General features: G+C 30.1%; 14 protein-coding genes. 1 reads left to right on the plus strand and 13 read right to left on the minus strand.

Annotation, left to right across the window (positions count from 1 at the left end; translation table 11 throughout):
- Positions 1 to 8 precede the first annotated feature (8 nt).
- Positions 9 to 1,355, plus strand: coding sequence for an NADP-specific glutamate dehydrogenase (gene gdhA / locus CBI42_RS02895; protein ID WP_070842577.1), 1,347 nt, complete (start codon positions 9 to 11; stop codon positions 1,353 to 1,355).
- Positions 1,356 to 1,448: 93 nt separating this feature from the next.
- Here gdhA and CBI42_RS02900 read toward each other — a convergent pair whose 3' ends face one another.
- The 13 genes from CBI42_RS02900 to CBI42_RS02965 form a co-directional block, all read right to left on the minus strand.
- Complete coding sequence (locus tag CBI42_RS02900; protein ID WP_094753213.1) at positions 1,449 to 2,093, minus strand: TetR/AcrR family transcriptional regulator; 645 nt, start codon at positions 2,091 to 2,093, stop codon at positions 1,449 to 1,451.
- A 16-nt stretch (positions 2,094 to 2,109) separates the two neighbouring features.
- Positions 2,110 to 3,114 carry an NADP-dependent oxidoreductase gene (locus CBI42_RS02905; protein ID WP_094753214.1) on the minus strand — a complete coding sequence of 335 codons (1,005 nt, stop codon included), beginning with the start codon at positions 3,112 to 3,114 and terminating at the stop codon, positions 2,110 to 2,112.
- Between the two features lie 324 nt (positions 3,115 to 3,438).
- A complete protein-coding gene (locus CBI42_RS02910) occupies positions 3,439 to 3,894 on the minus strand; it encodes a hypothetical protein (RefSeq protein ID WP_094753215.1) in 456 nt (151 codons plus the stop codon).
- A complete protein-coding gene (locus CBI42_RS02915; RefSeq protein WP_020901491.1) occupies positions 3,895 to 4,536 on the minus strand; it encodes a hypothetical protein in 642 nt (213 codons plus the stop codon).
- Complete coding sequence (locus tag CBI42_RS02920) at positions 4,533 to 4,820, minus strand: hypothetical protein (RefSeq protein WP_094753216.1); 288 nt, start codon at positions 4,818 to 4,820, stop codon at positions 4,533 to 4,535. The genes CBI42_RS02915 and CBI42_RS02920 overlap by 4 nt, the downstream gene beginning before the upstream one ends.
- 306 nt (positions 4,821 to 5,126) lie before the next feature.
- On the minus strand, positions 5,127 to 6,170 hold the full coding sequence (locus tag CBI42_RS02925; RefSeq protein WP_094753217.1) for an SPFH domain-containing protein: 1,044 nt from the start codon (positions 6,168 to 6,170) through the stop codon (positions 5,127 to 5,129).
- A gap of 270 nt (positions 6,171 to 6,440) precedes the next feature.
- Complete coding sequence (locus CBI42_RS02930) at positions 6,441 to 7,628, minus strand: tyrosine-type recombinase/integrase (RefSeq protein ID WP_094753218.1); 1,188 nt, start codon at positions 7,626 to 7,628, stop codon at positions 6,441 to 6,443.
- Entirely contained in the window at positions 7,600 to 7,869 is a 270-nt protein-coding gene (locus CBI42_RS02935) for a DUF3173 family protein (RefSeq protein WP_000450956.1), read from the minus strand. Before CBI42_RS02935 ends, CBI42_RS02930 begins: the two co-directional genes overlap by 29 nt.
- Positions 7,870 to 8,174: 305 nt before the next feature.
- Positions 8,175 to 8,396, minus strand: a complete 222-nt coding sequence (locus tag CBI42_RS02945; RefSeq protein WP_094753219.1) for a helix-turn-helix domain-containing protein — start codon at positions 8,394 to 8,396, stop codon at positions 8,175 to 8,177.
- A gap of 998 nt (positions 8,397 to 9,394) precedes the next feature.
- Positions 9,395 to 9,607: a helix-turn-helix domain-containing protein gene (locus CBI42_RS02950; RefSeq protein WP_256963626.1), complete on the minus strand. Its 213-nt coding sequence runs from the start codon at positions 9,605 to 9,607 to the stop codon at positions 9,395 to 9,397.
- Positions 9,608 to 9,771: 164 nt separating this feature from the next.
- Positions 9,772 to 10,953: an MFS transporter gene (locus tag CBI42_RS02955; protein WP_023916205.1), complete on the minus strand. Its 1,182-nt coding sequence runs from the start codon at positions 10,951 to 10,953 to the stop codon at positions 9,772 to 9,774.
- A 22-nt stretch (positions 10,954 to 10,975) separates the two neighbouring features.
- A complete protein-coding gene (locus tag CBI42_RS02960) occupies positions 10,976 to 17,068 on the minus strand; it encodes a non-ribosomal peptide synthetase (RefSeq protein ID WP_094753220.1) in 6,093 nt (2,030 codons plus the stop codon).
- Positions 17,055 to 24,287 (minus strand): non-ribosomal peptide synthetase, encoded by a 7,233-nt coding sequence (locus CBI42_RS02965; RefSeq protein ID WP_094753221.1) that lies wholly within the window; start codon positions 24,285 to 24,287, stop codon positions 17,055 to 17,057. The genes CBI42_RS02960 and CBI42_RS02965 overlap by 14 nt, the downstream gene beginning before the upstream one ends.
- Between the last annotated feature and the right edge of the window lie 9 nt (positions 24,288 to 24,296).

Raw genomic sequence — 24,296 nt, forward strand, 5'->3', positions numbered from 1 at the left:
AGAACGATATGACATCTGCTAAAGAATATATCCAAAGCGTGTTTGAAACTGTAAAAGCTCGTAACGGGCACGAGGCTGAATTCCTCCAAGCTGTTGAAGAATTTTTCAACACTTTAGAACCTGTATTTGAAAAACACCCTGAGTATATCGAAGAAAATATCTTGGCACGTATTACTGAGCCAGAACGCGTAATTTCTTTCCGTGTTCCTTGGGTTGACCGTGATGGAAACATTCAAGTAAACCGTGGTTACCGTGTTCAATTCAACTCAGCTGTTGGACCATACAAAGGCGGACTTCGTTTCCACCCAACTGTTAACCAAGGGATTTTGAAATTCCTAGGATTTGAACAAATCTTCAAAAACGTCTTGACTGGACTTCCTATCGGTGGAGGTAAAGGTGGATCAGACTTCGATCCTAAAGGTAAAACAGATGCTGAAGTGATGCGCTTCTGCCAAAGCTTCATGACTGAATTACAAAAACACATCGGACCATCACTTGACGTACCTGCTGGTGATATCGGTGTAGGTGGACGTGAGATTGGTTACCTTTACGGTCAGTACAAACGCCTTAACCAATTTGATGCTGGTGTCTTGACTGGTAAACCTCTTGGATTTGGTGGTAGCTTGATTCGTCCAGAAGCAACTGGTTACGGTTTGGTTTACTACACTGAAGAAATGCTTAAAGCTAACGGTAATAGCTTTGCTGGTAAGAAAGTGGTTATTTCAGGTTCTGGTAACGTTGCTCAATACGCTCTTCAAAAAGCAACTGAACTTGGTGCTACTGTAATCTCTGTATCTGACTCAAACGGCTATGTCATCGATGAAAATGGTATCGACTTCGATCTTTTGGTTGATGTTAAAGAAAAACGTCGCGCTCGTTTGACTGAGTATGCAGCTGAGAAAGCAACTGCTACTTATCATGAAGGTTCTGTATGGACTTACGCTGGAAACTATGACATCGCTCTTCCATGTGCTACTCAAAACGAAATCAACGGTGAAGCAGCTAAACGTTTGGTTGCTCAAGGAGTTATCTGTGTATCTGAAGGTGCCAACATGCCAAGCGACCTTGATGCCATCAAAGTCTACAAAGAAAATGGTATCTTTTACGGACCTGCAAAAGCTGCCAATGCTGGTGGTGTAGCCGTTTCAGCTCTTGAAATGAGCCAAAATAGCCTTCGCCTCTCATGGACTCGTGAAGAAGTTGATGGACGTCTCAAAGACATCATGACAAACATCTTCAACACAGCTAAAACAACTTCAGAAACATACGGTCTTGATAAAGACTACCTTGCAGGAGCTAACATTGCTGCTTTTGAAAATGTAGCAAATGCTATGATCGCACAAGGTATTGTTTAAGATTCATTTGCTTAATCCTCAATCACTACGATTGGGGATTTTTATGTTGAATTCAAAAAACTCACCATTAACAGTGAGTTTTAACATCAGAATTTATTTTACTTTCATTAGGGCAGATGACAAACATTCAACAATCTCATCAACTGCTTCATCTATGTTTATAGTTCCTTCATCATTCAACATCATGGGAATAAGATAAGAAAAACTCAATGCTAAAATGTATCGAACAATTCTTTCATTTGACCAATTTAGAATAAGTCCTTTTTCTTTAAATTGATTTAAAGCAGGGCTAATTGGTTCTATTATAGATTGAACAATAATATTTCCTAACTGGATAGAAAGATTTTTATCAATAAAAGAACGCCCCAAGAGAATTTTAACATGCATTTGATTCTCCTGAATGAAAAAGAGCCTATCTCGAACAATACTTTTTAAAAAGAAGGGAAAAGTTTTTTGATCTACTGTGAATTTTTTTTCTGAGAAATCCGCAATTACTTCTGGAATAACCTGTTCTAGAAAAGTAGATAAAATGGCTTCTAAAATACCTTCCTTTGTTTTAAAGTAACTAAAAACAGTTCCTTCTGACACTCCAGCGCGTTCGGCAATAAGGCTGGACGTTGTATTCTCAAATCCAATTTCTGAGAATAATTTTAAGCTTGATAATAATACTCGACGTTGTTTCAAGCTCAAGTTGCTAACTTCTAACGTCTGAGCATACTTTTGTTCTAAACTTTCCATCGCTAGCACTTCTCTTCTACTCTCTTACTTTTACGACTTTTTTGCCTCGACTGTGTCCCATTTTCAGACTACGATAGGCTTCTCTAACTGACTTTAGAGAAAAGTCATACACTTGATCAATTTTCAGCTGAACCTTCCCGTCTGAGACCATTTCAGTTAAAGTGCTAAAATCATCATATGTGGAATGTCTTGGACCAGTAAACTGAGCACCTTTTATCATAACATAGGGCGAAGGTACTAATGTCCCAATAGCTGTCCCCTTCAAGCCTAAACTAAAAGCCAATCTAACATAATCAGATCCATAACAATCCAAAAATTTTGTAATAGGCGTTAGACTAGCTGATAGAAGAGCCTTCATGATATTCTCTTCGTAACTTACTGGTATGGCACCTAAAGACTTCAGATACTCTGCATTTTTCTTACTTGCGATTCCGATTACTTTCGCACCCTTAGCAACTGCATACTGTACTGCAATACTTCCAATACCTCCTGCTGCAGCTGAAATAACAACAGTATCTCTTGAATTTAAACCGATTCTTCTAAAAGCCCCACCTACAGTTAGAGAAGCTACTCCCATAGTAGCTGCGTGGGCCATGTCAATCATCTCTGGTTTCAATACAATTTCCGATTCATTGACACAAATTTCTGTTGCTAAAGCTCCTCTCTTAGTTCCCAAACCAGGATCACTAATCATTGTTCCAAACACCTTGTCTCCTACTGAAAACCTACTTACTTCATTTCCAACTTCTGTAATAACTCCAGAAAAATCTCTCCCCACACCTCTTGGAAATAAAGATGATTTAGATTCAAACCAACGACTTGGTTTCCTTAATTTCGTTATAAAAGATAGAAATCGAAGGGGTTTCGCTCCCTTAAAAGTTTTATAATCAATAGGATTTAAACCAACAGCATGAACTTCTACTCTCACCTGATTTACATCCAAGGCTGTAGAGTCTATCTTCAGCAAATCCAAGATCTCTTCGTTACCGAAACGACTGTACTCTATTGCTTCAACAACCATTTTCTTTACTCCTTAATTTCACAAAAATTGAGTGAACACTCATTTTTATAAATTATACTCTTAATTTGTAAGAAAATCAATATTATCGTTTGATAACGATTTATGACATGATACAAATATCCATCATTTCGATTTACCAATATGATTCTTTCAATCTAACTCTCCTCACTTTTAAAGATTCCTTTCCCTTTTTTGCCCCCTGGCACATAAAAATAAAAACCGCTAGTTCTAAGAATAGCGGTTTTTTAAAGTAAACAAACTTACTAGGTTTTAAAAACAATATCAAAATAGCTATAAGATAATATCATTTCGATTATCCTAAAATCAAGAAACTATAAAAGTTTTACCGCAAGTTGCACAGGTTAATTGAGTTCCAATTACTCCATCTGTTGGCTTATAACAAGTAGGACAATAAACACGTTTTGCTGATAATTTATAAGATAACTCATCTCGCAATTCTTTTCCCTTAATTTCAATAACATCTTCACCTTGTTCTTCAAACTTAAGAACTGTTATCAAAGCTTTATCATATTGTTTCATACGCGGCTGTTTCAAAAATAAAAAAGACGATATAATCAAAAATAGGAAAAATAAAACAAACAAAATTGTAACTATTAAAAGCCAGATAAAGTAGAAATCATAAAGTAAACCTTCTTTTTTTCCTAAAATCCATCTTATATAGTTATCAATGTACTGATAAAATTTCAATCCGGTGACAATACATATGAAAGATACTATAGGATAAACAACCTTGGAAATGATTAAACGATATCGTCTCATTTATATTTCCTTTCTAGATAACCATGCACCACAATAATCACATGATTTACCTTGCCCTAGGTCAAGCAGATTCTCACCACTACATGATGGACAAATAACGGGATATGTATTTTTGTTAATCTGGTGCTTTTCAAATAAAGTGAATAAAGCTTGTATTTGATTTCGTTTCTTGACTTCTTCTTGTCTCCTAGACTCACAATAAGTCATTACCAAAATTAAAATCACACTAAGCAAATACCAAGGAACTAAAAGAAATAAAAATCGAATAGACCATTCCCTAGATTTTTCATATTCAAAAAATGATGATAAAATGATTAAAACAAGCATTTGAAGTAAATTCTTCTGTTTTAATTTCTTCAAGGAAAAGGAATCTTTAATTGTTTCTCGAAACAAATATAAAATAACTAAAGCAACTGGCACAAAGGTAACATTTTGAAATGATAAAAATAAAAAACTGATAACAACGGGAATTCCAATAGATTTTGCCAAAATTATAAAATCAAGATTTTTCAATATAAAGATTCTTGGTTCATCATCTATAGAAAAGATAGCAAGTGATAAAACTACAAAACAGAGTATTACTATATTTGAAATTAACCAATGAAAGCCTTTTTTCCAATTATTCTTAATATACTGTTTCACCTATCTTCTCCTCTAGTTGCTATATATTCTCTATAAAGAGCTTTCCCATTATATATCTCATCCAAAGCTTTGACTTTAATTTTTATATTTTCTAAAACACCAAAGCTATAAAATGCAAAGGATGACAAAAAGAAACCTGATAAAGAAAAAATAATAGGAATCAATATTGAGAAAATCGGCCTACCATGTTCAAGAAATAGAGTTATAGCCCATAGTGAAAGAAAAAATGTTGCACTTGTTAATCCCATAAAAAGTATACTTAATAAACGAAATACTTGGTACATCTAGAATATCCTCCTGTCATAGAACTTGTCTAAGTAAATCCCTTACTCTCTTAAAAAATTTCCAAATACTCTTCATACCCCTTTGTATTTATTCATACATTTCCATACTTAGAATTACATAAATTGAATGATTTAAAAATACAAACAAAGAAATCATAGTTTTCAGATTTCTAAGAAAAAGGGAAATTCTGGCAATACCAGACTTCCCAAATAAAACAAAAGTAAATTTGAAAATGTAAAAAATCAAAGATTAAAGATAATGCTTAAACAAGATTGATATAAAAATGATTTTTCCAATCATTTGAACTATCTTTCGTGCCCGCAATTAGAACAGAAGTTTGCTCCTTCCAAAAAAGCAGTCCCGCATTGGCTACAAAATTTAGCTAAGCCTGTTTCTCCTTTGAGGTCAGTTTGATGTTGATTAACATCTTTGTCAAATGAATTCCTATCTTCAATATGATCTACCAAGTTGCTCAATTTAGCTCCCAAGGAAAGTCCCATAGCTATTTCCACGCCTGCTCCCATTAGATTTCCTGCAGAATCATTATTTTTTGCTGCCTCTTCTAAAAGATCAAATTGTCTCTCTTCTTGATAAGTATACTCTTCAATATCTCGACCAGCCTGCTTGCTTTTGGCTTCCAAAATTTGCTTGTGGAATTTAAAGATTTCTCTATATCCATTGCTATTCTGATTTACCTTTAAAGCCTCAATGTTAAATTCCTCAATACTAATTCCATATTTAGAAAAATGGCTGGATAAAATAGCTGACAAAGCAACAGACATATCAAAACTGTGCATCTCAATATCAAGAATTGGAATCTTATGGTTGTATATTACTTGTGAAATAGCTGAACTAATCAACCCACTAACAGTTTGTCTAAACCGTTTTTGTAAAATAGGAGCTGTTATAATATCGGGGTGACTTGGCATAAATTCTAATATAAAAGCTTCTAAGTCTACAATTCGAGGAATGAAATTCCCATGTATTTTCAATTCTACAGGAATATCACTTTCTGGATCTCGAACCATTATAGGAGAAGAAGTTCCCCATCCAATCGGTTGTAAATCATACATATTCACAAACCACAAAAACAATGAGTCAGACGAAATACCTCCACTTAGAAAGTTTTTTATTCCTGAAACTACTTGAATATCATATCCTTCAATCTTATGTTTACCAGCATCATAAGTAGTTACTGCTCTTCCATTTGAAAACAATACAGCACACTGACCAGGGTTTACAATTACAGTTGCTCCTATCTTGATATTCGTTTTAGGATGTCTCCAAGCAAGTATATTCCTTGTATCTTCATCTTCATAACGAATAACATCAAACAAATTTAATGCCATCTTTTCTCCTCCAAAATGAAAACTATAAATTATAAGATTAATCTTCCATACCTATATTACTATTATATAACCCATTTATTGAAAAGGCAACTCATACTTATAAATTATTATCTTTGGAGCAATCCCCTATATAAAACAAGAAAAACCGCTAGTCCTAAGAATAGCGGTTTTTCTTGTTTTTAAGCTACTAATGTAGTTACTCTATTATTTAAGAGTAACAATTTGCTAATCTTATTTTCTCCCAGTATTAGTGGGTTAATTCCTCCATTTTCAACTTTGGCAGGAATTTGGTAGGTAAATTGATAATCCAAGATTATCTAAACTGCTTGTAATCTCTTCTGAAATTGTTGAATCACCTGAATAATACCAATGACTATATGTATTCAACGTGGTTGACTTATCAGCGTGTCCTAATCGATATGAAACATATAAAGTATCCTTATGTAACACATTTATAAGATAAGATGCATGACTATGTCTTAATCCTTTCCCCGTAATTTCTGGTACACCAGTAATCTTAGCATGCCTTTTTATTATCCTAGAAATTGTAGACTTACACAAGGGGGCACCAAAACGTGATATTACATAATCTTTATCATCATTCTTGATTTGAACTTCTCGCCACTTTTTAAGTATTGTAATCGTAAAATCATCTAAATCAATTTTACGATTCCCTGCTACTGTCTTTGTTTGTTGTTTAGCATACCATACACCGTTTTTGTCTTTCTCAATTGTCGAATGAACATGAATCCATTTACGTTCAAAATCAATGTCTTCCCATTTAAGAGCAATACCCTCACTAACTCTTAAGCCAGTCATAAAATATAACCAGATCGTCATGTAATTATGGAGTCCCTCATACTCACTAATATCGAAAGAGTTTATTACCTTCTTAAATTCATCAAATGTCCAAAATTTTGTATCAGGGTGCTTTCCTCTAGGATTATCTAATCCTTTAAAAGGAACTCTATCAATATAACCCAATCTTTCTGCATAGCCCAGACATGCTTTAAATCTAGACCACATATTTTTAGCATAGTTACTAGAATACTTGTCTATAATAGCTAAGCGAAATCTTTCACAGTCAATAGTACTAATATCTGATAATTTTTTACTACCAAATTGCTTAATAAATAACTGATGATGTGGTAAAGCGGTCTGATAAGTTACAAATTGAACCTTTTGTTGATAATATTTTAAATAAATCTCTTCCATAAACTCTCTAAAAGTTAGAAAACTATTATTAATAGTAGAGTTCACAAATTCATGTTTTAAACGAAGTATCTCTTCATAAGCTTCCTTAAAAGAATCAAACGGTAGTCCCTGTTGATTTTTCCTTCCTTTCTTTTGAATTCTTTTCCCAGTTATTGGATCAACTCCTAATTCAATTTGAAAGTAAATTTTTCCTTTTGAATCTTTGTATACACCTTTATATTTCTTTGTCTTTGATATAACCATTTTTCTCACCTTCTATATCTGAAAAAGAAATACCAATTAAATTTTCTACAATATTTTTAGGAGCAATGCCTAACCTTTTATTATCGAAAGGTGAACATCCTAATTGTACCGCATTCTTATCATTTTTTCTAGCTTCTTCAAACTTTTTTACAGCAATCTTTTTTGCTTGTCTAATAATATTCCTCGATGTGTGCTCTGGAAAACCAATCGCAACTAAATCTTTATAGTTTACTGTTTCCATGATTTTACTACTTCCTTTCTTAGATTTTTTCACCTCCATGGCATGACTGATGAAGTCATCATAAGAATTTCACTTGCTGCTCTTTTACGGTGGCAGCCTGAACGGTCAGAAGTATCATTGTATATCATTTGTATCATGGCATATAAAGTATCGCTCTATTTTATTGATGGTTTTAAAATCGCTCTTGTCATGGCGAGCCATTCAAATCTGCTCCACAAATGAGGAAAGTACCATTTTGGACTATTCAATTGTCAAAGAACAAATAAAAAATCTCCTCATTTTTACACTCTATGAAATTGAGGAGATTATTTTCTAAAGCGAATTTTATCAGGAAAATCTGTCAATCCCAATAGATAGTCTGTACTGACATCGTAAAAGTTTGAGAGAGTTACCAATACATCTGCCGTCAAGGCATGGTCACCCCGTTCAATTTTAGCATAAGCTGAGTTTGTAAACGAAAGTATTTTTGCTATTTGTTTTTGGGTCAAATCGTGATCTTCCCTCAAATCTCTCAAACGTCTGTACATCTAGCTTTCTCCTGAGAAGAGTATAATATATAAAACTAAGAAATCTTTCAAAGTGTCCAAACTGGACATTTTGAACTAAAATTAATTTATTAAACACTTCTCATAAGCATATCTATTAACCGTCTGAGAGCAAAGATTTTATCAACTATTTAAAATTACTGACTTTCAAAAATTAGTCTTATTGTAAAATAAAGTGAAACACACAAGACATATTTATCTAATATATTATAGTCTAAAAATATTACAAAATTATAGGGAAATGTTCACAAATCAATCATACAAGCACTTCTCTGAAGCTGAACAATACTAAATTTTAGTTTTATTTAAACAAAGGAAAAAACTGCTTATACTGCTCGTCGTTAGGATAGAAAACGTTCTATTTTTACTTGTAAAACTAATCGAGATTCTGTAATACCGGTGAAACAAATCAATGATAGAAGATGTACTGATAACAGTATTATGCAAATCCAATCTAGAATTTTCATTATCATTCTATAGAAGCTAGCCATTACTTATAACTAAATAAGATTTAGCCTGACTTTCTGACAGAGTTCACATAAGTGAAGAAAGAAAAACCAAGGAGACATAGTATGAAAATTTTTATTCACACTTATAAATTCCAACATTTTGATTATGTGAATATTAGTCAGCATATTTCAGGAGTATAAAAAATTAAACATTGAAAGTTGCACACTATATTTTACTACTGATTATTCCAAAACATTCCCTCCTAATAACAAGTTACTCTAAGTTATCCCAGTGGGAATGACTGGTGATATTACTACTCATGGGAGTTTCACCCACTATCTTTTTACGTTGGCATCCTGAACGTTCAGAAGTATCATTGCCCTTATTTATGGTCATGACAGATAGAGAACCACTCTATTTTATAGCTAATAATTTTCGCTCCTATCACGGCGTATATCACTAAATTGCTCGACAAATAAGAAAGTCCCACCTCGGTTTATTCAATTGTCAATGAACAAATCAAGGAGAGACTATTTCATTTTATGTTTTATCATATCTGGACAATCTGTTAACCCTAATAGGTAATCCGTACTAACGTTATAGAGTTTAGAAAGCTGCGCAAGGACATCTGCCGTTAGGGCAACCTCTCCTCTCTCAATTTTTGCATAATTTGTATGAGGGAAGGAAAGTAAATTTGCAACAAATTTTGGGGTGAAATCGTGATCTTCTCTCAAATCTCTTATCCGTTAGTACATCTAGCTTTCTCCTAAGAAAAGTATATGTCACTTTCAGAAAAAGCTGGGAAATTGTCATAATATGACAGAAGTTTTTTCTCTGTCTATTTTTTACAAAAATCAACACCAATTGAATAACTCATCATAGTAATTACTTCAATGCCATTTCGAATTCATTTTAAACTCTTCAATGCAAATTTTAAGAGTATACAAGTTAGTAAGTCACCTACTCCTACAACTCCAAAAACAAGTAATGTTTTAAAGTTAAAATATGAAAATACAACCGTTCCTAAAGGCATTAACATTAAAGCAAAAAATGCAATTATACTAAATACCCTTCCTAAATATTCCTTTTCAATTGTAGACTGTAAATACGATAACATTTGAACATTAAAAATTGTCATAGCTAATGATGATAATGAAAACAAAAGTAAAGTAATCGACCAGATCTTCACTAAAGGAATCATAATCAGTGGTAAAGATGATATCAAAAGGAATGTACTATATTGGTTTGACGAAAAACTTCTTTTAAAAAAATTATTCGATACAGCCCCAATAATATTCCCAACTGCTTGACCAATTAAAATCATGCCATATAACTTATCCAAATCGTACATTTTATTAATAAACGGTAAATAAAAGTTTATTCCTGATGAAAAGAAGTTAATCATCGAACTTGAAATCAGTAAAAGAAGTAACTCTTTATTGTTATAAATGTAACTAAATCCATACTTTATTGAAAAGGCGTCAGATTTTTGGGGAGAGTTATCAAAAAAATTTAATTCAGTGAAAAAAACTGATAAACACCCAGATAATAAAAAGCTAAGAGAATTAACTAGCATTCCATATTTATATCCTACTAATGCTATCGTGAGCATCCCAATAACTGGAGATAGGATGCTCAAAAATTCCGAAATTGATTTTGAATAAGAATTATATTTAATAATGTTATTTTTACTTAATAAGTCTCCTACTATTGCTCTATAAGCAGGAGCATTAAATGCATATAGAATTGCTAAACAAATATTTGTAACTATCAACATATATACATTACTTTCACTATAAAACATAAAAACTATAAAGGTAAGTAAACTAGCTATAAAATCAGTAACAATTAATATTTTTCTCTTATTCTTACTGTCCGCAAATACACCTCCAAAAAGGCTGAATAACAATTGTATAATGATCTCTGAAAATTGATAAATCCTCATGTAGTAATTTGATTTACTCTCCGAAGAAGCTATAACCAATTTATTGGCGTAATCATAAATTGTAGTGCCAAATTCATTTAATTGACTACTGATAATTAATAGAAAAATATTCTTTTTTTCTAATTTGTTGTTTTTTGATTCCATCTAAATATCCCTCCCATGATATTCAAGATAAAAAATTCTCAAATTCTTGTTTGACTAGTTTACAAAACTCTTCCATGAATTCTAGTGAATAGTGTTGTGAGTCGCTAGTAATACTAATTTCAAATGCATTGTCTGTCTTTTCAAGAAGTACCATAAAAATTGATTTTTGATAATTATTATCCGATATCATGTTATTAATTGAATAATTAGTTCTTTTTAAAACTTTCCATGAAGTATCTGCAAAAGAGTCACCCAAATAATTAAATAATATATCTGGGCAAGCGACCTTTGATAAAGATTTTTTCACCTTGCTATACATGAGGCCATTATTTGGAACTGCTAACATTCTTCTTTCAATTTCATCACATTGAGCAACAAGATCTCTTTTTACATCAAAATTTATTGGATATTCTGAAGTAAACCACCCAACTACATCAATAACATTTTCTAAATAGTCTTTAAACATTCGTCCATGCCCTTCTAACATGACTTGAATATTATTTTTTTGAGATATCATTGCAAAACATCGTACAATTAGTGATAAAAGAAAATGCTCAACTTTTAAATTACTTTGAATCACTTTTAAATTATCTTGTGAGAATTCTAGCTTTAAATAGTTTTTTTGTATTTCTTGTGAGAATTCATAATTTTCAAAGTTATTTGATTTATGCGCCAAGGTTACTTGGTTCCAATAATTAAATTCTTCCTCATCTACAGGTAATTTGTTAATACTTTCAATTGCTTTTAATAGTCTAGATCTACTAGTATCACATTCTTGGTTACAAATATAATCATCTAAATCCTGTAAAATAATCCCCCAAGAAACAACATCTACTAACAGATGATGAATACAAATAAAAGCATAGTTAGTATCTGGAGTCTCAACATATTCGACTGCAATTAGATTGTTATCTTCTAAATTAATTTTAGAAATTATTTTTTCTGAGATTACATCAACAATTTGTTGAGATATTTGTTCTTTCAAGATTTGATTTTCAAAATAATACTTTCTGTACCCCGGTAAATTTATCTTAAAGTTGTGTTCCTCAGTAATCGACAGACGTAATGAATCATGTCTATCAATTAAGTAATTAATTCCATTTAAAAGCGTAGCAAGGGAAGTTTTAGAGATATCAACTACAATTGCTTGGCAAAAATGTGATGAATTTGGAAGATCTTTTTTAAGAAAGTCTTGCATGATCGGAGTTCCTAATGTCGTGTAGATGTTACTTTGTTTATTTTCATTATGAACATAATCCTGTAAATTGGTATTTGTAATAAAGTCTTTCAAACTCTTTGTTTTTAATAAATCCCTAACAGATGCAGAATAATTATTCTTCTTCAACTCAGATGTTACTTTCATTGCTCTTAAAGAGTCTCCACCATTATCCACAAAAGAACATTCAAGGTTTAAACTATCTCCTAATTCTTGCTTTAATATTTTGTAACATACTGTGCATAATATCGCTTCCTCTTCTTCAGCTTTTAAATTTGATTTCGCAATATTGCTAATATTTATCAATGCTTTTTTATCAGGTTTACCATTCGATGTTAAAGGAAATGATTCAATATTGATAAACTTATGGGGTATCATATACATAGGGAATGTCTCTGACATTCTTGCTTTTAAAATTTCACCGCGAATTGAATTACTTTGAATAAATGCAACTAATTCTTGTTTCTTATAATCAAAAACTACCACTACATCTCTTACTTCTTTTTGACTTAATAGATAGTTTTGAATTTCACCAAGTTCAATTCTATGCCCATGAAGTTTTATTTGTTCATCTTCTCTTCCGCGGAATATTAGATTACCTGAGCTATCCCAATTACCAATATCACCAGTTTTATAAAAAATATTTTGTAATATTTCGTCAAAAATAAATTTCTCATGTGTTAAATTGTCATTATTCCAATATCCTTGAGAAATACTTTCTCCACTAATAAGTATTTCACCCTCTTCTCCCTCTTCACAATATTTATTTCCATTCTTAATCGCTATATTTATATTACAATTAGGGATTCCAATCGGAACTTGTTTATTTTCAATATACGTTTGAAGTTCAAAGTGAGTTGCAGCTACAGTACATTCTGTTGGGCCATAAGAATTTACTATACGTTTTGTTCCAATATACTTTCTCAAACTTTTTTGATTAATAACCGTACCGCCATTTATTAATATTCTTAGTGGAGATAAATCATACATTGATACAACATGACTCGGGATAGCTGCTATCGTAACATTATTGACTTTAATAATATTATCAACTTTTTCGGGAATTAATCTATCATCTTTATCAATAAGTTGTAATGTAGCACCATTTAGTAAAGCCATAAATATTTCCCAAACCGATCCATCAAATCCTATATTTGCATACTGTAATACTGTATCCGATGGCTTTATACCTAATTCATTAATAAAATATGAATTAAGATTTAATAAATTTCTATGTGTTACCTTTACCCCTTTAGGACTGCCTGTTGTCCCTGAAGTATACATCACATAAGCTAAAGAATTTTCTGAGATTTGTTTTTCCTTAAATTGTTTTTGATCAATTCTTGAGAAAATTTCTTCAAATGAAATCTTTGAACCTTTTACATTAAAATCTCCTAATAGATCTTTTCCCGTAATCATAAGAATTGGATCAACCTCCTCCAATACTTGTTGAATCCTTGCAGTGGGAAATTCTTCATTAATGGGAACGTAGCAACCTCCTGCCTTTAGAACTGAAACAATTGCTAAAATTTGATTTACTGACCTTGACAGATGAATAACAACATTTTTATCAAAAACATCGTATTTCTGTAATAATAAATTAGCGATATTTGATGAAAGATTGTCTAGTTCAGAATATGTTAATTCTACATCATTATGGCGAACCGCTATCTTCTGAGGATAATTCCTAACAGTATCACTAAATCTTTTAATGACATTCGGATAGCCAATTTCTATTTTCTTTCCTTGATGTAAATATTTTTGTTTTATGTATTCTCTAAAATTAATAAATGATTGAAATTCATTTAGATCCATCACAAAATTTTCTGCTTCATTAAGCGTAGAAATAAACATTTTAAAGAAACATTCAATAAAATATTCATTGTATCTATTTACGTTATAATCTAACTCTATCTCAAATTTATTATCAATACTATTGACAATAAGGTTAATATCAAATTTACTAATATCATTATCAACCTGTAATGCCTTGGCTATCGTACCATTTAGATTGAGGTCATCTAAAACCATGTCATTAAAAACAAAAAAGTAGGTATACGGATTTAAATTTTTTATTTTATGATTTTGAAGTTTTTTATTCAATAATTCAAATATTCCCTTTGTTGATTTATCCAAAAATGTTTTAGATAAATCAGAAACATTTTGCAACACATCACCAAACGTTTCGCTTTTTGATACTTTTACTCCAAAAGGAATAGAATCACTAAACATTCCTAAGGTATTATCTAATTCTAAAAATCTTCTTTGATTAATAGGGGTTCCAAAAATAACTTGACTATTATTTTCTATTTGTCTCAAAGAACATGCATAGCAAGAAGCAAAATATGAAAATAGTGTCACATTTTTTGAAGAAAGAATCTCTCTTAGTTTAGGAGATAACTCGATAGTTTGCTTTATACGACGTACTTTTTTATCATCATTTCCACTGTCTAAATTTGCTAGATTATCTAAATTAAGCGATGAAAAATACTCATACCAATAGTCATCGATTTTTTCATTAATTCTATTCTCTGAAAAATCAATATATTGATATTGTTCTTCATCATTTTCATTTACAGATTCTAAACCATTATTATAGCTTTGAGTAATTTCATTAATTAATATTTGATTACTAATTTGATCAGTTACAATGTGATGTAGATCAACAATAAACAGCCATCTATCTTTACCCAATTTATAAATTGCTGAACGAATGACTTCGCCTTGACTCAAATTAAATGGCCTAACAAAGTTATTAATTACTTCTTCGATACTAAAATTATATCCAACTAAGCTTTTTACTTCTACATCCATTTCTTTTATTACGCCTGGAATTTGAATGTATTCTCCATCTAGTAATTCAAATACTGTTCCTAATATTGAATGTCTATGTACAAGATTATTTAAAATTTTTACTAATTTGTTACAATCTAGGCTCCCATCAATAGTGTACGCCATTGTAACGTTATATGCTGTATCTTCTTGAATTGTCTGAGTTATAAACATTCTTTTTTGCATGTCTGTCATCGCATATTTTGCTTTTTTAGGTGCATGGTTCAAAGTTTTTAAAGTAGAAGTTTTTGTATCAATTTTTAATCTTTCCCCTATTTTTTTCGATACATCCTTAACAGTATCACCGTCGAAAATTTCTGAAATTGTTACTTCTACCCCAAACTCCTCCTCAATTAGTTGTAAAAGTCTCATAATTAAAATTGAATTACCACCACTAGCAAAAAAAGAACTGCTTGAATTAATTGAATTTTTATCTCTTGATAATAAGAAGGCAAAAATATTAATAACTTTTTCTTCTACTAAGCTTCTTTCTTCCAACTGAGAAGTTTTTTCAGTTATTTCTATCAAATTTTTATTATTAACAATTAAATTTCTATCTATTTTACCTGATGCTAATCTAGGGAATGATTTAATAAAATAATAAGTTGATGGTCTCATGTATAGCGGTAAAGTATTGATAAAAAAGCTATCAATTTCCTTTTTAGTTATCTCTATACTGTCTCCTTCAAATACAACAGAAATCTTTTTATTTTCATCATCACCCGTAGCAAAAGCTATTACATTAGAAATTGATTCAAGATTTAACGCAGCATTCTCGATTTCCTCTAATTCAACACGGATTCCTAGAATTTGTACCTGATTGTCTCTTCTACCATTAACTACTAACTTTCTATCAAAGTTAATCTTTCCAACATCCCCAGTATCAAAATACTTCTCATTGTTAATATTAACAAATTTTTTATGATTTTCACCGATCTCATTATCATAGCCAGTAAAAATACTCTCTCCTTTTACAATAATACGACCAACAGTTTCTAAAGGGACTGGATTATTATTATCATCTACAATCAAAATATCCGTATTTGTGAATGGTTCCCCCTCTACGACATCATCTTTACAATTTATTTCACTCCCCGCAATATAAACAGCTGTCTCAGAAGAACCATATAAATTAATTAATTTAATACCTAATTGACCAATTGTTTTGTAAAAAACAGAGACCTTTTGCTTACTTAATTTTTCTCCAGCACACATAATCACTAAATTTAAATGCTTACCAATCCCTTTTATTTTTCTATATAATACATTTGAAAAATTATCAATAAAAGATGGTACAAAATTTATGTAAAATATATCATAATCAATGATAGCCTGAGTAATTAATTCAATATCTTTTTCTTCTCCGTCATTTAATATTACTAATGGAGATAGATGGAGTAAGAATCCAAAAACCTCTGTTAATGATACTCCAAAACAAAGTGGAGTTTTATGTAAAATGCGACCATCATCCAAAATATAGTGATTAAGATTTAACATTAAGTTTTTCACACTACGATAACTATTTGGAACTAACTTGGGAACTCCTGTTGAACCCGAAGTACATATTATATAACATATATCATCATCTTTACCAACTTGTTTATCTTCGATTAATTTTTCATTATCTAAAGAAAAAGAATTTATTTCATCGATAATTTGCTGGATCCTGACTCTTCTCTCACTTTCTACTTCTGAAAATGTAATTTTGGGTTTTAAAATTTTTAGTAAGTTATCTACCTTTGCATTCGGATATTCTTTTGAAATTGGGACATAAATTCCCCCTGCTAGCAATACAGAATATATTAAAATTAATGAATCAATACTTCTCCCTACTAAAAAAGCTACTTTATCTCTGTGAGAAACATTATACTTCTCTCTTAATAAAAATGCACCTATTGTTGAAAGTTGATATAGTTTTCCAATAGTGATTTTTTTATCTTTCTCAATTAAAACCACCTTATCAGGATGCTTTTTTGCTTGACTCTTAAATAAATCTAAAATACTTTTTACATTATCTAGTTCTACTCTACTTCCATGTAGTTCAACAATACCATTATTTGATATCATTTTTTATATCCTCCAAAATTTCTGTCTCTTTATTAAACTTGGCAATTTTACATACTTTATTAAAAATATTCACAATAGTTTCAGTCGCTGCCTTATCATAAAAGGATTCTAAGAATTCAAATTGAAACGTAAACTCATCATGTTCCTCATACACAGTTAACGAAGCTCCAAATTTAGGAGTTAAATCATGAAGAGGAATCATATTTAATAACAATTCTTTTTTCTTAATTCTTTTGAAACTATCTTCTTTTGCATGATATGAATAAAAAATATTAAATAATGGATTACCTTTCGCAGTAGGTATAACATGTCCCAGTTCAACAATTTTATTGAATGGATATAACTGATGTTCCATACAACTTAAAAGATGTTCATTCTCTCTGTTTATAACATCCAGTAAACTAATATTTTTTTGTTCAAAATCATAAATTATAGGAAGTGTATTCGTAAATAACCCAATAATTGAATCAGTCTCTGGTATAGCCCTACCACTAACCGGAATTCCTATAGTTATTTGATCACAATTATGATAAATACTCATACTGATTGCAAATAACGTTTGAAAATAAGATGCCGATGTTAAATTTGGTACTGGTGTATAAATTTCATTTCTTCTAACTTTAATATTTTTTTCAAAATAGCTATTATCTTCTGTTATAACTTTTTTTATCACCTTTACTGCTTGTTCAATTTTCGACATCTCATTTTGCCAAAATATTTCTGATGGTGAAAAATCTAATTTATCAATATATGTACTATAATCCAAATAAGTTAAATTACTTCTTACAATTTTCTCTCCTAGTAAACCGGCAATAAATTCATTCCAAAAAATCTTCATTGATTGTTCATCTGATACTATATGGTGTGAATCTAAAAATATAAATTGTTCTCCTCTAAAATTAAAAATTCGCATCCTGATCGTATTACCTAATTTTAGATTAAATGGTTGGATCAAATTTTTAGAAAATTCAATTGGTGATTGAATAATTTCCCCTAAGTCTTTAAAATCTACATCGTAATCATTGACAACCTCTTGAAAGAATCCTTCTCTTTTTATTTTAAATGCAGTTCTGTACTCAACATGATTATTAATAATAGATTCAAATACTTTTCGAATTTTATCCGAACATATAGGAGTAGAGTTAGAATATAAAAATGGAACATTATAAGTTAGTCCTCCCATACTCTCACTTAAATAAAGCATCCTCACTTGTGCATTTGTCATAGGAGCAATAGATAGCTCCTGATGTGTTAGATGTTTAAAATCACTCTTAGTTGCATATTCAATCATTTGAGAAATTTCTTCAACTCGAGGGTTTTTAAAAATTGAACTTATTTTTAACAGCTTTCCTGTACCCTTTTCAATTTCCCTTATCATTTTTAAAACTAAAATGGATTGTGCCCCCATATCAAAAATATTGTCGCTCATTGAAATATTATTGGCAGGTATGTTCAAGACATCTGATATAATTTCAACTACCGCTTTATCAGTTTCAGATACAGGTGGAGACATAAGAGTATTAGAAACAATTTTTGCATTTGGTAATTTAGAAATATCTAATTTTCCAGTTGTCTTTATAGGAAATTCATCGATTTGTGCGTACCTTCTAGGAACCATATAATTTGGAAGTCTTTTTTCAAGAGATTTCATTATGGCATATAAATCCAGATTATTATTTGAAATCATATAAGCAGCTAGTGATGCATTTTTTTCATCCCAAATAACTTTAGACTGAGTAATTCCAGGCAAGGTAAGTAATATTTGTTCTATCTCAGATAATTCAATTCTATGTCCATTAAGTTTTACTTGCTTATCAGACCTACCTATGAATTCAATATTTCCATCAGAATTCCAACGACATAAGTCTCCAGTTTTGTAATATCGCTTACCATTCAGTTCGATAAATACTTTCGCAGAAAGGTCAGGCCTATTTACATAACCTTTTGCAATTCCTTTTCCAGATACTATCAACTCCCCAATAATCCCTATACCTGTATCTTTTAACTTTTGATCAACTATCCTTACTTCATAGCCTTCAAGAGGTCTACCGATAGGAATACGTTTTTTCAAATTTGTTTGTGTGTCTAGTTGATAATATACACAACCAACAGTAGCTTCAGTCGGTCCATAGCCATTAATAAATACCACTTTATTATTCCTATTTGTTATTCTCTTATACAAACCAACATTAAATTTTTCCCCTCCCATCATTATCATAGAAGTAACATCAAAGATTTTCTCATCTAGTAGCTCTAATCTACTTGGTGTTGAAAATATTCCAATATTTCTAAATTTATGAAAATCTGGTGTTTCCCTTGTGTCCTTTGAAATAATTACAGGAATACCTTTAATTAATGGTAGATAAATTTCCTGAACAGTTATATCAAAAATAAAGTCGTTTAAAAAAAGTACATTATCACATACTTTATTAAGTAAACATAAAATACGATTATCTTGATAAAAATTTCTTAAATTTTTTCGAGAAATTTCAACTCCTTTTGGAACACCAGTAGTACCAGAAGTATATATAATATACGCTGAAGTTTCTTCATCTATTTTTAAAGGAGCGTATTCATATTCTTTATTAAAATCAATATTATTTTTATTTACTATAGTTGTTTCAAATAAGTGTGTGGCTTCACTTGTATCACTAATAATGATAGATAAATCAGAATCTTTTTCAATAAAAGAAAGCCTTTCTTCAGGATCTTCTTTAGAAAGTGGAACATAACAACCGCCTGAATAAAGTATTGCTAACATAGATATAATAATATCCGGCCCTCTATCTAAAAAAATACCTATCCTATCTCCCGCTTTGACCCCATAGTTATCAATCAAATTTTTAGCTAAGATTGTAATTCTATGAACTAGATCTCCATAAGTTATAGTCTCATTAAAAAAATATAAGCAAGCTTTATTAGGATTTTTTAGTGCAATTTTATTAATTTCTTCTAAAATATCTTTGTTGACAGTCCATTCAGGAGTAGTGGAATATTGATTAATTAGATTCTTTTCTTCATTGTTAACTAATACTAAGTCAGTAATATCAGAGTCAGTTTTTTCCATAGCTTCCTTAAGAAGATATAAATAGTGCTTCATTACATATTTAACAAATCCGGCGGAATAGCTTGAAGTGTCATATTCAATTTTTATTTCACCTGACTGTTCTCCTGGTTCAGAAAATAATAAAGAAAACTTAAATTTTGATTTACCATTTGAAATTGAAGAAAATATTAGTGTATCATTGCTAGTTCCAATTTTTATATCACTAGGCTGACTAGCGAATACAAAATCAATTGTCTGATTTGGAATAAATGTTGGGTGAGCAATTGATTCATAAAAATCTTTCTTAACTCTGTTGACAACTTCATAAAATTTACAATTTTTAATATCGACTGATATGAACAATGACTTCACAAACACATCAATCTGATCTTGATTCTCTTCAGTCTCTCTTCCTGAAATTGGAAATGAAAATGATATTTTATTACTTCCAGTATATTTATATAAGAGGACAGCATAGACAGACATTAAAATGATGTAAGGAGTTGTCTTCATTTGTACTGAATATTCCACAAGACTAGCCCATAATTCTTTAGAAAACTCTTCTGAATAAGTAACATCACTGATGTTTGAATTTTCTGATACAATATAATTTCCATCAATATTTACAGGGCATAATTTTGACTGTTTTTCTTCCCAATACTCAAAATCTTTATTATTACTTTCGATTTTAAAATTGGGTAAAAATAATGATGGTTTAATATCAGAACTTTCAAGATAGTATTCATTGTCTATTATCTTAGAAAAAATACTAAAGAAATTTTTCACTGCAATTCCATCAAAAAAAGCATGGTGAAAATCAAACAAGAATCGTGTAGATTCACTTGATGATTTGATTATAAAAATTCTAAAGGCTTCTCCATTACTGATATCAAACGGTTGAATTAAATCTTTTATAGAATTGATACTCTGTTCTTCTATTTCAATGACTTTATTATTATGAATATCCCTTTTTACTCTACGAAAACCATTTTTATCAAAAACTAAATTCATTTTCAAAACTTTAAAATGATCACAAATAGAATCTACAACTTTGCGAACTTGTTCTGTAGAAATACCTCTTTGATAATTACAAATATATGGTAAATTATATCTCGTATCATTATATTTTTGATTAGCGAGGCATATTCTTTTTTGAGTTTCAGGCATCTCACTGATAGATAACTCTTTATCCGATAAATTATTTTTAAAATTAGAAATTTTCTGACTAACCATATCGCATAAATCAGAGACCCTTAAATTATAAAATATATCACTAATAGTACAATCTATTCCAAAAACCTTATTTATACGTCCTACCAACCTGATTGAATGGAGTGATGTCAATCCCTTAGATAATAGGTTATCTGTCATTTTTAAATCAACAACATTTAAAACTTCTTTTACAATTTCTATAATAATATAATTATCGTCTCCAATTTTTGCAGAACTTCTAAATGATATTTGAGGTAACTTATCTCTATCTACTTTCCCATTGATATTAGTTGGTATTTGACTAATTCTTATACAATAGTTTGGAAGCATGTAAGACATTAACTTACCAGTTAATTTTGAATCAATATAATTCTTATCTAAATTTTTTTCAGACACATAATAAACAGTTAAATAGTCAAATCCATCAATATTTTGTAATTTAGCAACTGCATTTACTACCTCTGGAATTTGGTTAAATTGATATTCAACCTCTTCAAGTTCTATTCTGTAACCATTTAATTTGACCTGATTATCGATCCTACCGATAATTCTTATTTCTCCATCTGATGATATCAAGCCACAATCCCCTGTATGGTATCCTTTTCGATCTTTCAAAAATGCATCTGACTCTAGATTTTGATAACCTAGTCCTACTCCCCTACCATATACTACAATTTCACCAACTGTACCAGCTAAACAGTTTTTATTATCTCTTTCTATTGAAATTTGATAATTTGAATAAGGTTTTCCGATAGATATAGTTTTCAAATTTGAAATTTTGTCCGTATATTTAATTCTCTTAAAACTTGAATAAATTGTACATTCTGTTGGTCCATAGCCATTAATAATATCTGCCTTTGTATATTTTCTTATCTCTTTAACTAACTTACTTGATAATTTTTCTCCAGCAAGAATTATTAAACTGACACTATTCAGATATTCTTTCTTTTCAACAGTATCAAATACATATTGAAATTTTGATGGTGTAGTTTGTAAAATATCTGTTTTAATAATTGATTCTATAATATTATTTTCGTCTGGTATCACTACAGTACCTAAATTAGTTAAAGGAACATGAATTTCATTTTGAAAAATATCAAATGAAGTTGATGTTAACGAAAGCATCGTACGGTTTTTTATATCATTTTCCCTTACAATTGTATTTTCATTATTTAGAAGTGTAAAATTGGCTAAGTTATCAAAACTAATTTTCACCCCCTTAGGATTCCCAGTCGACCCAGAAGTATAAATATATGTACAAATGCTATTTGGATCTACTTTTACATTTTTATATGTCTTGTCTATTAAATTTTTTGATTCAAGAATCTTAATAATATCCATCATAGATAACACACATAATGGATTCAAATCACTTAGAATTTTTTTTGACCTATCATTAGGAACAGAAGGATCCAATATAAAGCACGCTGCTCCTATTAGCCAACATCCATACATAGCAATGATTAAATCAATCGATTTTTTCATGCCCAATACTATGACTTTATTTTCTAATTTTTCTCCATATTTCCATTGAATGTAGGTAGCGATTTTTTGAGATTTCTTTAACAATTCAGCATATGTTACTTTATTTTCCTTCTCCACTACTGCAATTTTCTCAGGATATTTATTAGCTAGAATTTGGAATCTATCGACTGGCAACATAATTGATTTATTATTTATAACATCTTGTTGATTCTCTTTAAAGAAGAAAGAATCAGTGATTTCACCTTCTTCTGAATTTAGTAGTATGTCTAGACATTCTACATATAATTTAATTAAATGATTAACAAAATTACTAGAAAACTCGTTAGTACTGTAATTTAGTGTAATATCAATGCTATCTTTATAAGTACTAATAACAAAGTGTAGAGGAAATTCATTTTCCTCTTTTTCATATTTTTGTTCTAAAAAATAACCTGTAGTTTTCTCAGAATAATTATTATTAACTACTAAAGAACCAAAATTATTAGTAGGAGAAACTTTTACAATGTCTGAAAATGAACAAAACTGATGAATATTATCATTTAAGCATTCACTATTAAAAGTAACTACTGATTCTTTTATTTTACTTTCATAGTTAACATTGAAAATTACAGGAACAATATTAACAAAGTTTCCTATTTCATTATCTACACTATCTAGTCCCCAACTTCTTCCTGATGTCGCTCTTGCAAATAAGATATTCTTTGATAATGAAAGTCTAGACTGAGTAATTCCCCAAAGATATTCTAAAATATTATTAAGTGTTACATTCCAAGAACTTGACAATTGCTTCAATTTATCAAACTGAGTTCCTTTAAGATTTATGCTTTGATGTAACCATTCACTTCTTTCCGATTTTTCTGAAAACACATCAGATAAATGATAGTCACTTTCAATTTTACTAACCTTTTCATTCCAATAATCTTGGTTTTCTTTTTTGACACTATTATAAAAATCTGAATAGACACTAAAAATATTATCAGCCAACTTAATATTTAATATTTCGTTACTATATAATTTCATAAATGATAATATTAAATTATCAAAACTTTTTCCATCAACTAATAAATGGTTAGTTGTTAAACATAAATAATAATCTGCATTATTCTTTATAATATCCATTCGAACAGCCGATTCTGTTTGAATATCAAATTTTTTTAAATGTCTTTGCTTACAAGTTTTCTTTAATTCTTCAGAATTATCGACTGTAAAAAAATTTATTTTATTTTTAATACTCTTTAATGTCACAGCAACAGGCTGTTTTACATCTTTATAGATAATTACTGTTCTCAGAGCACTGTACATATGTGTTAGCTTATCTAAGATACTTTGACATTTTTCGGTATCTAAAGGAATTTTTGATTTATATAGTCTTTGAACAGAATATTTAGGATGGTATTCATTACTTAAAATTTGAAACAGTATTCCTTCTTGAGCAGCAGTTAATTTATTAATTCTTTCAACATTATTTTTTTCCATATTTTTCCC

It is taken from the genome of Streptococcus sp. KR, from assembly GCF_002238115.1.
GTDB lineage: Bacteria > Bacillota > Bacilli > Lactobacillales > Streptococcaceae > Streptococcus.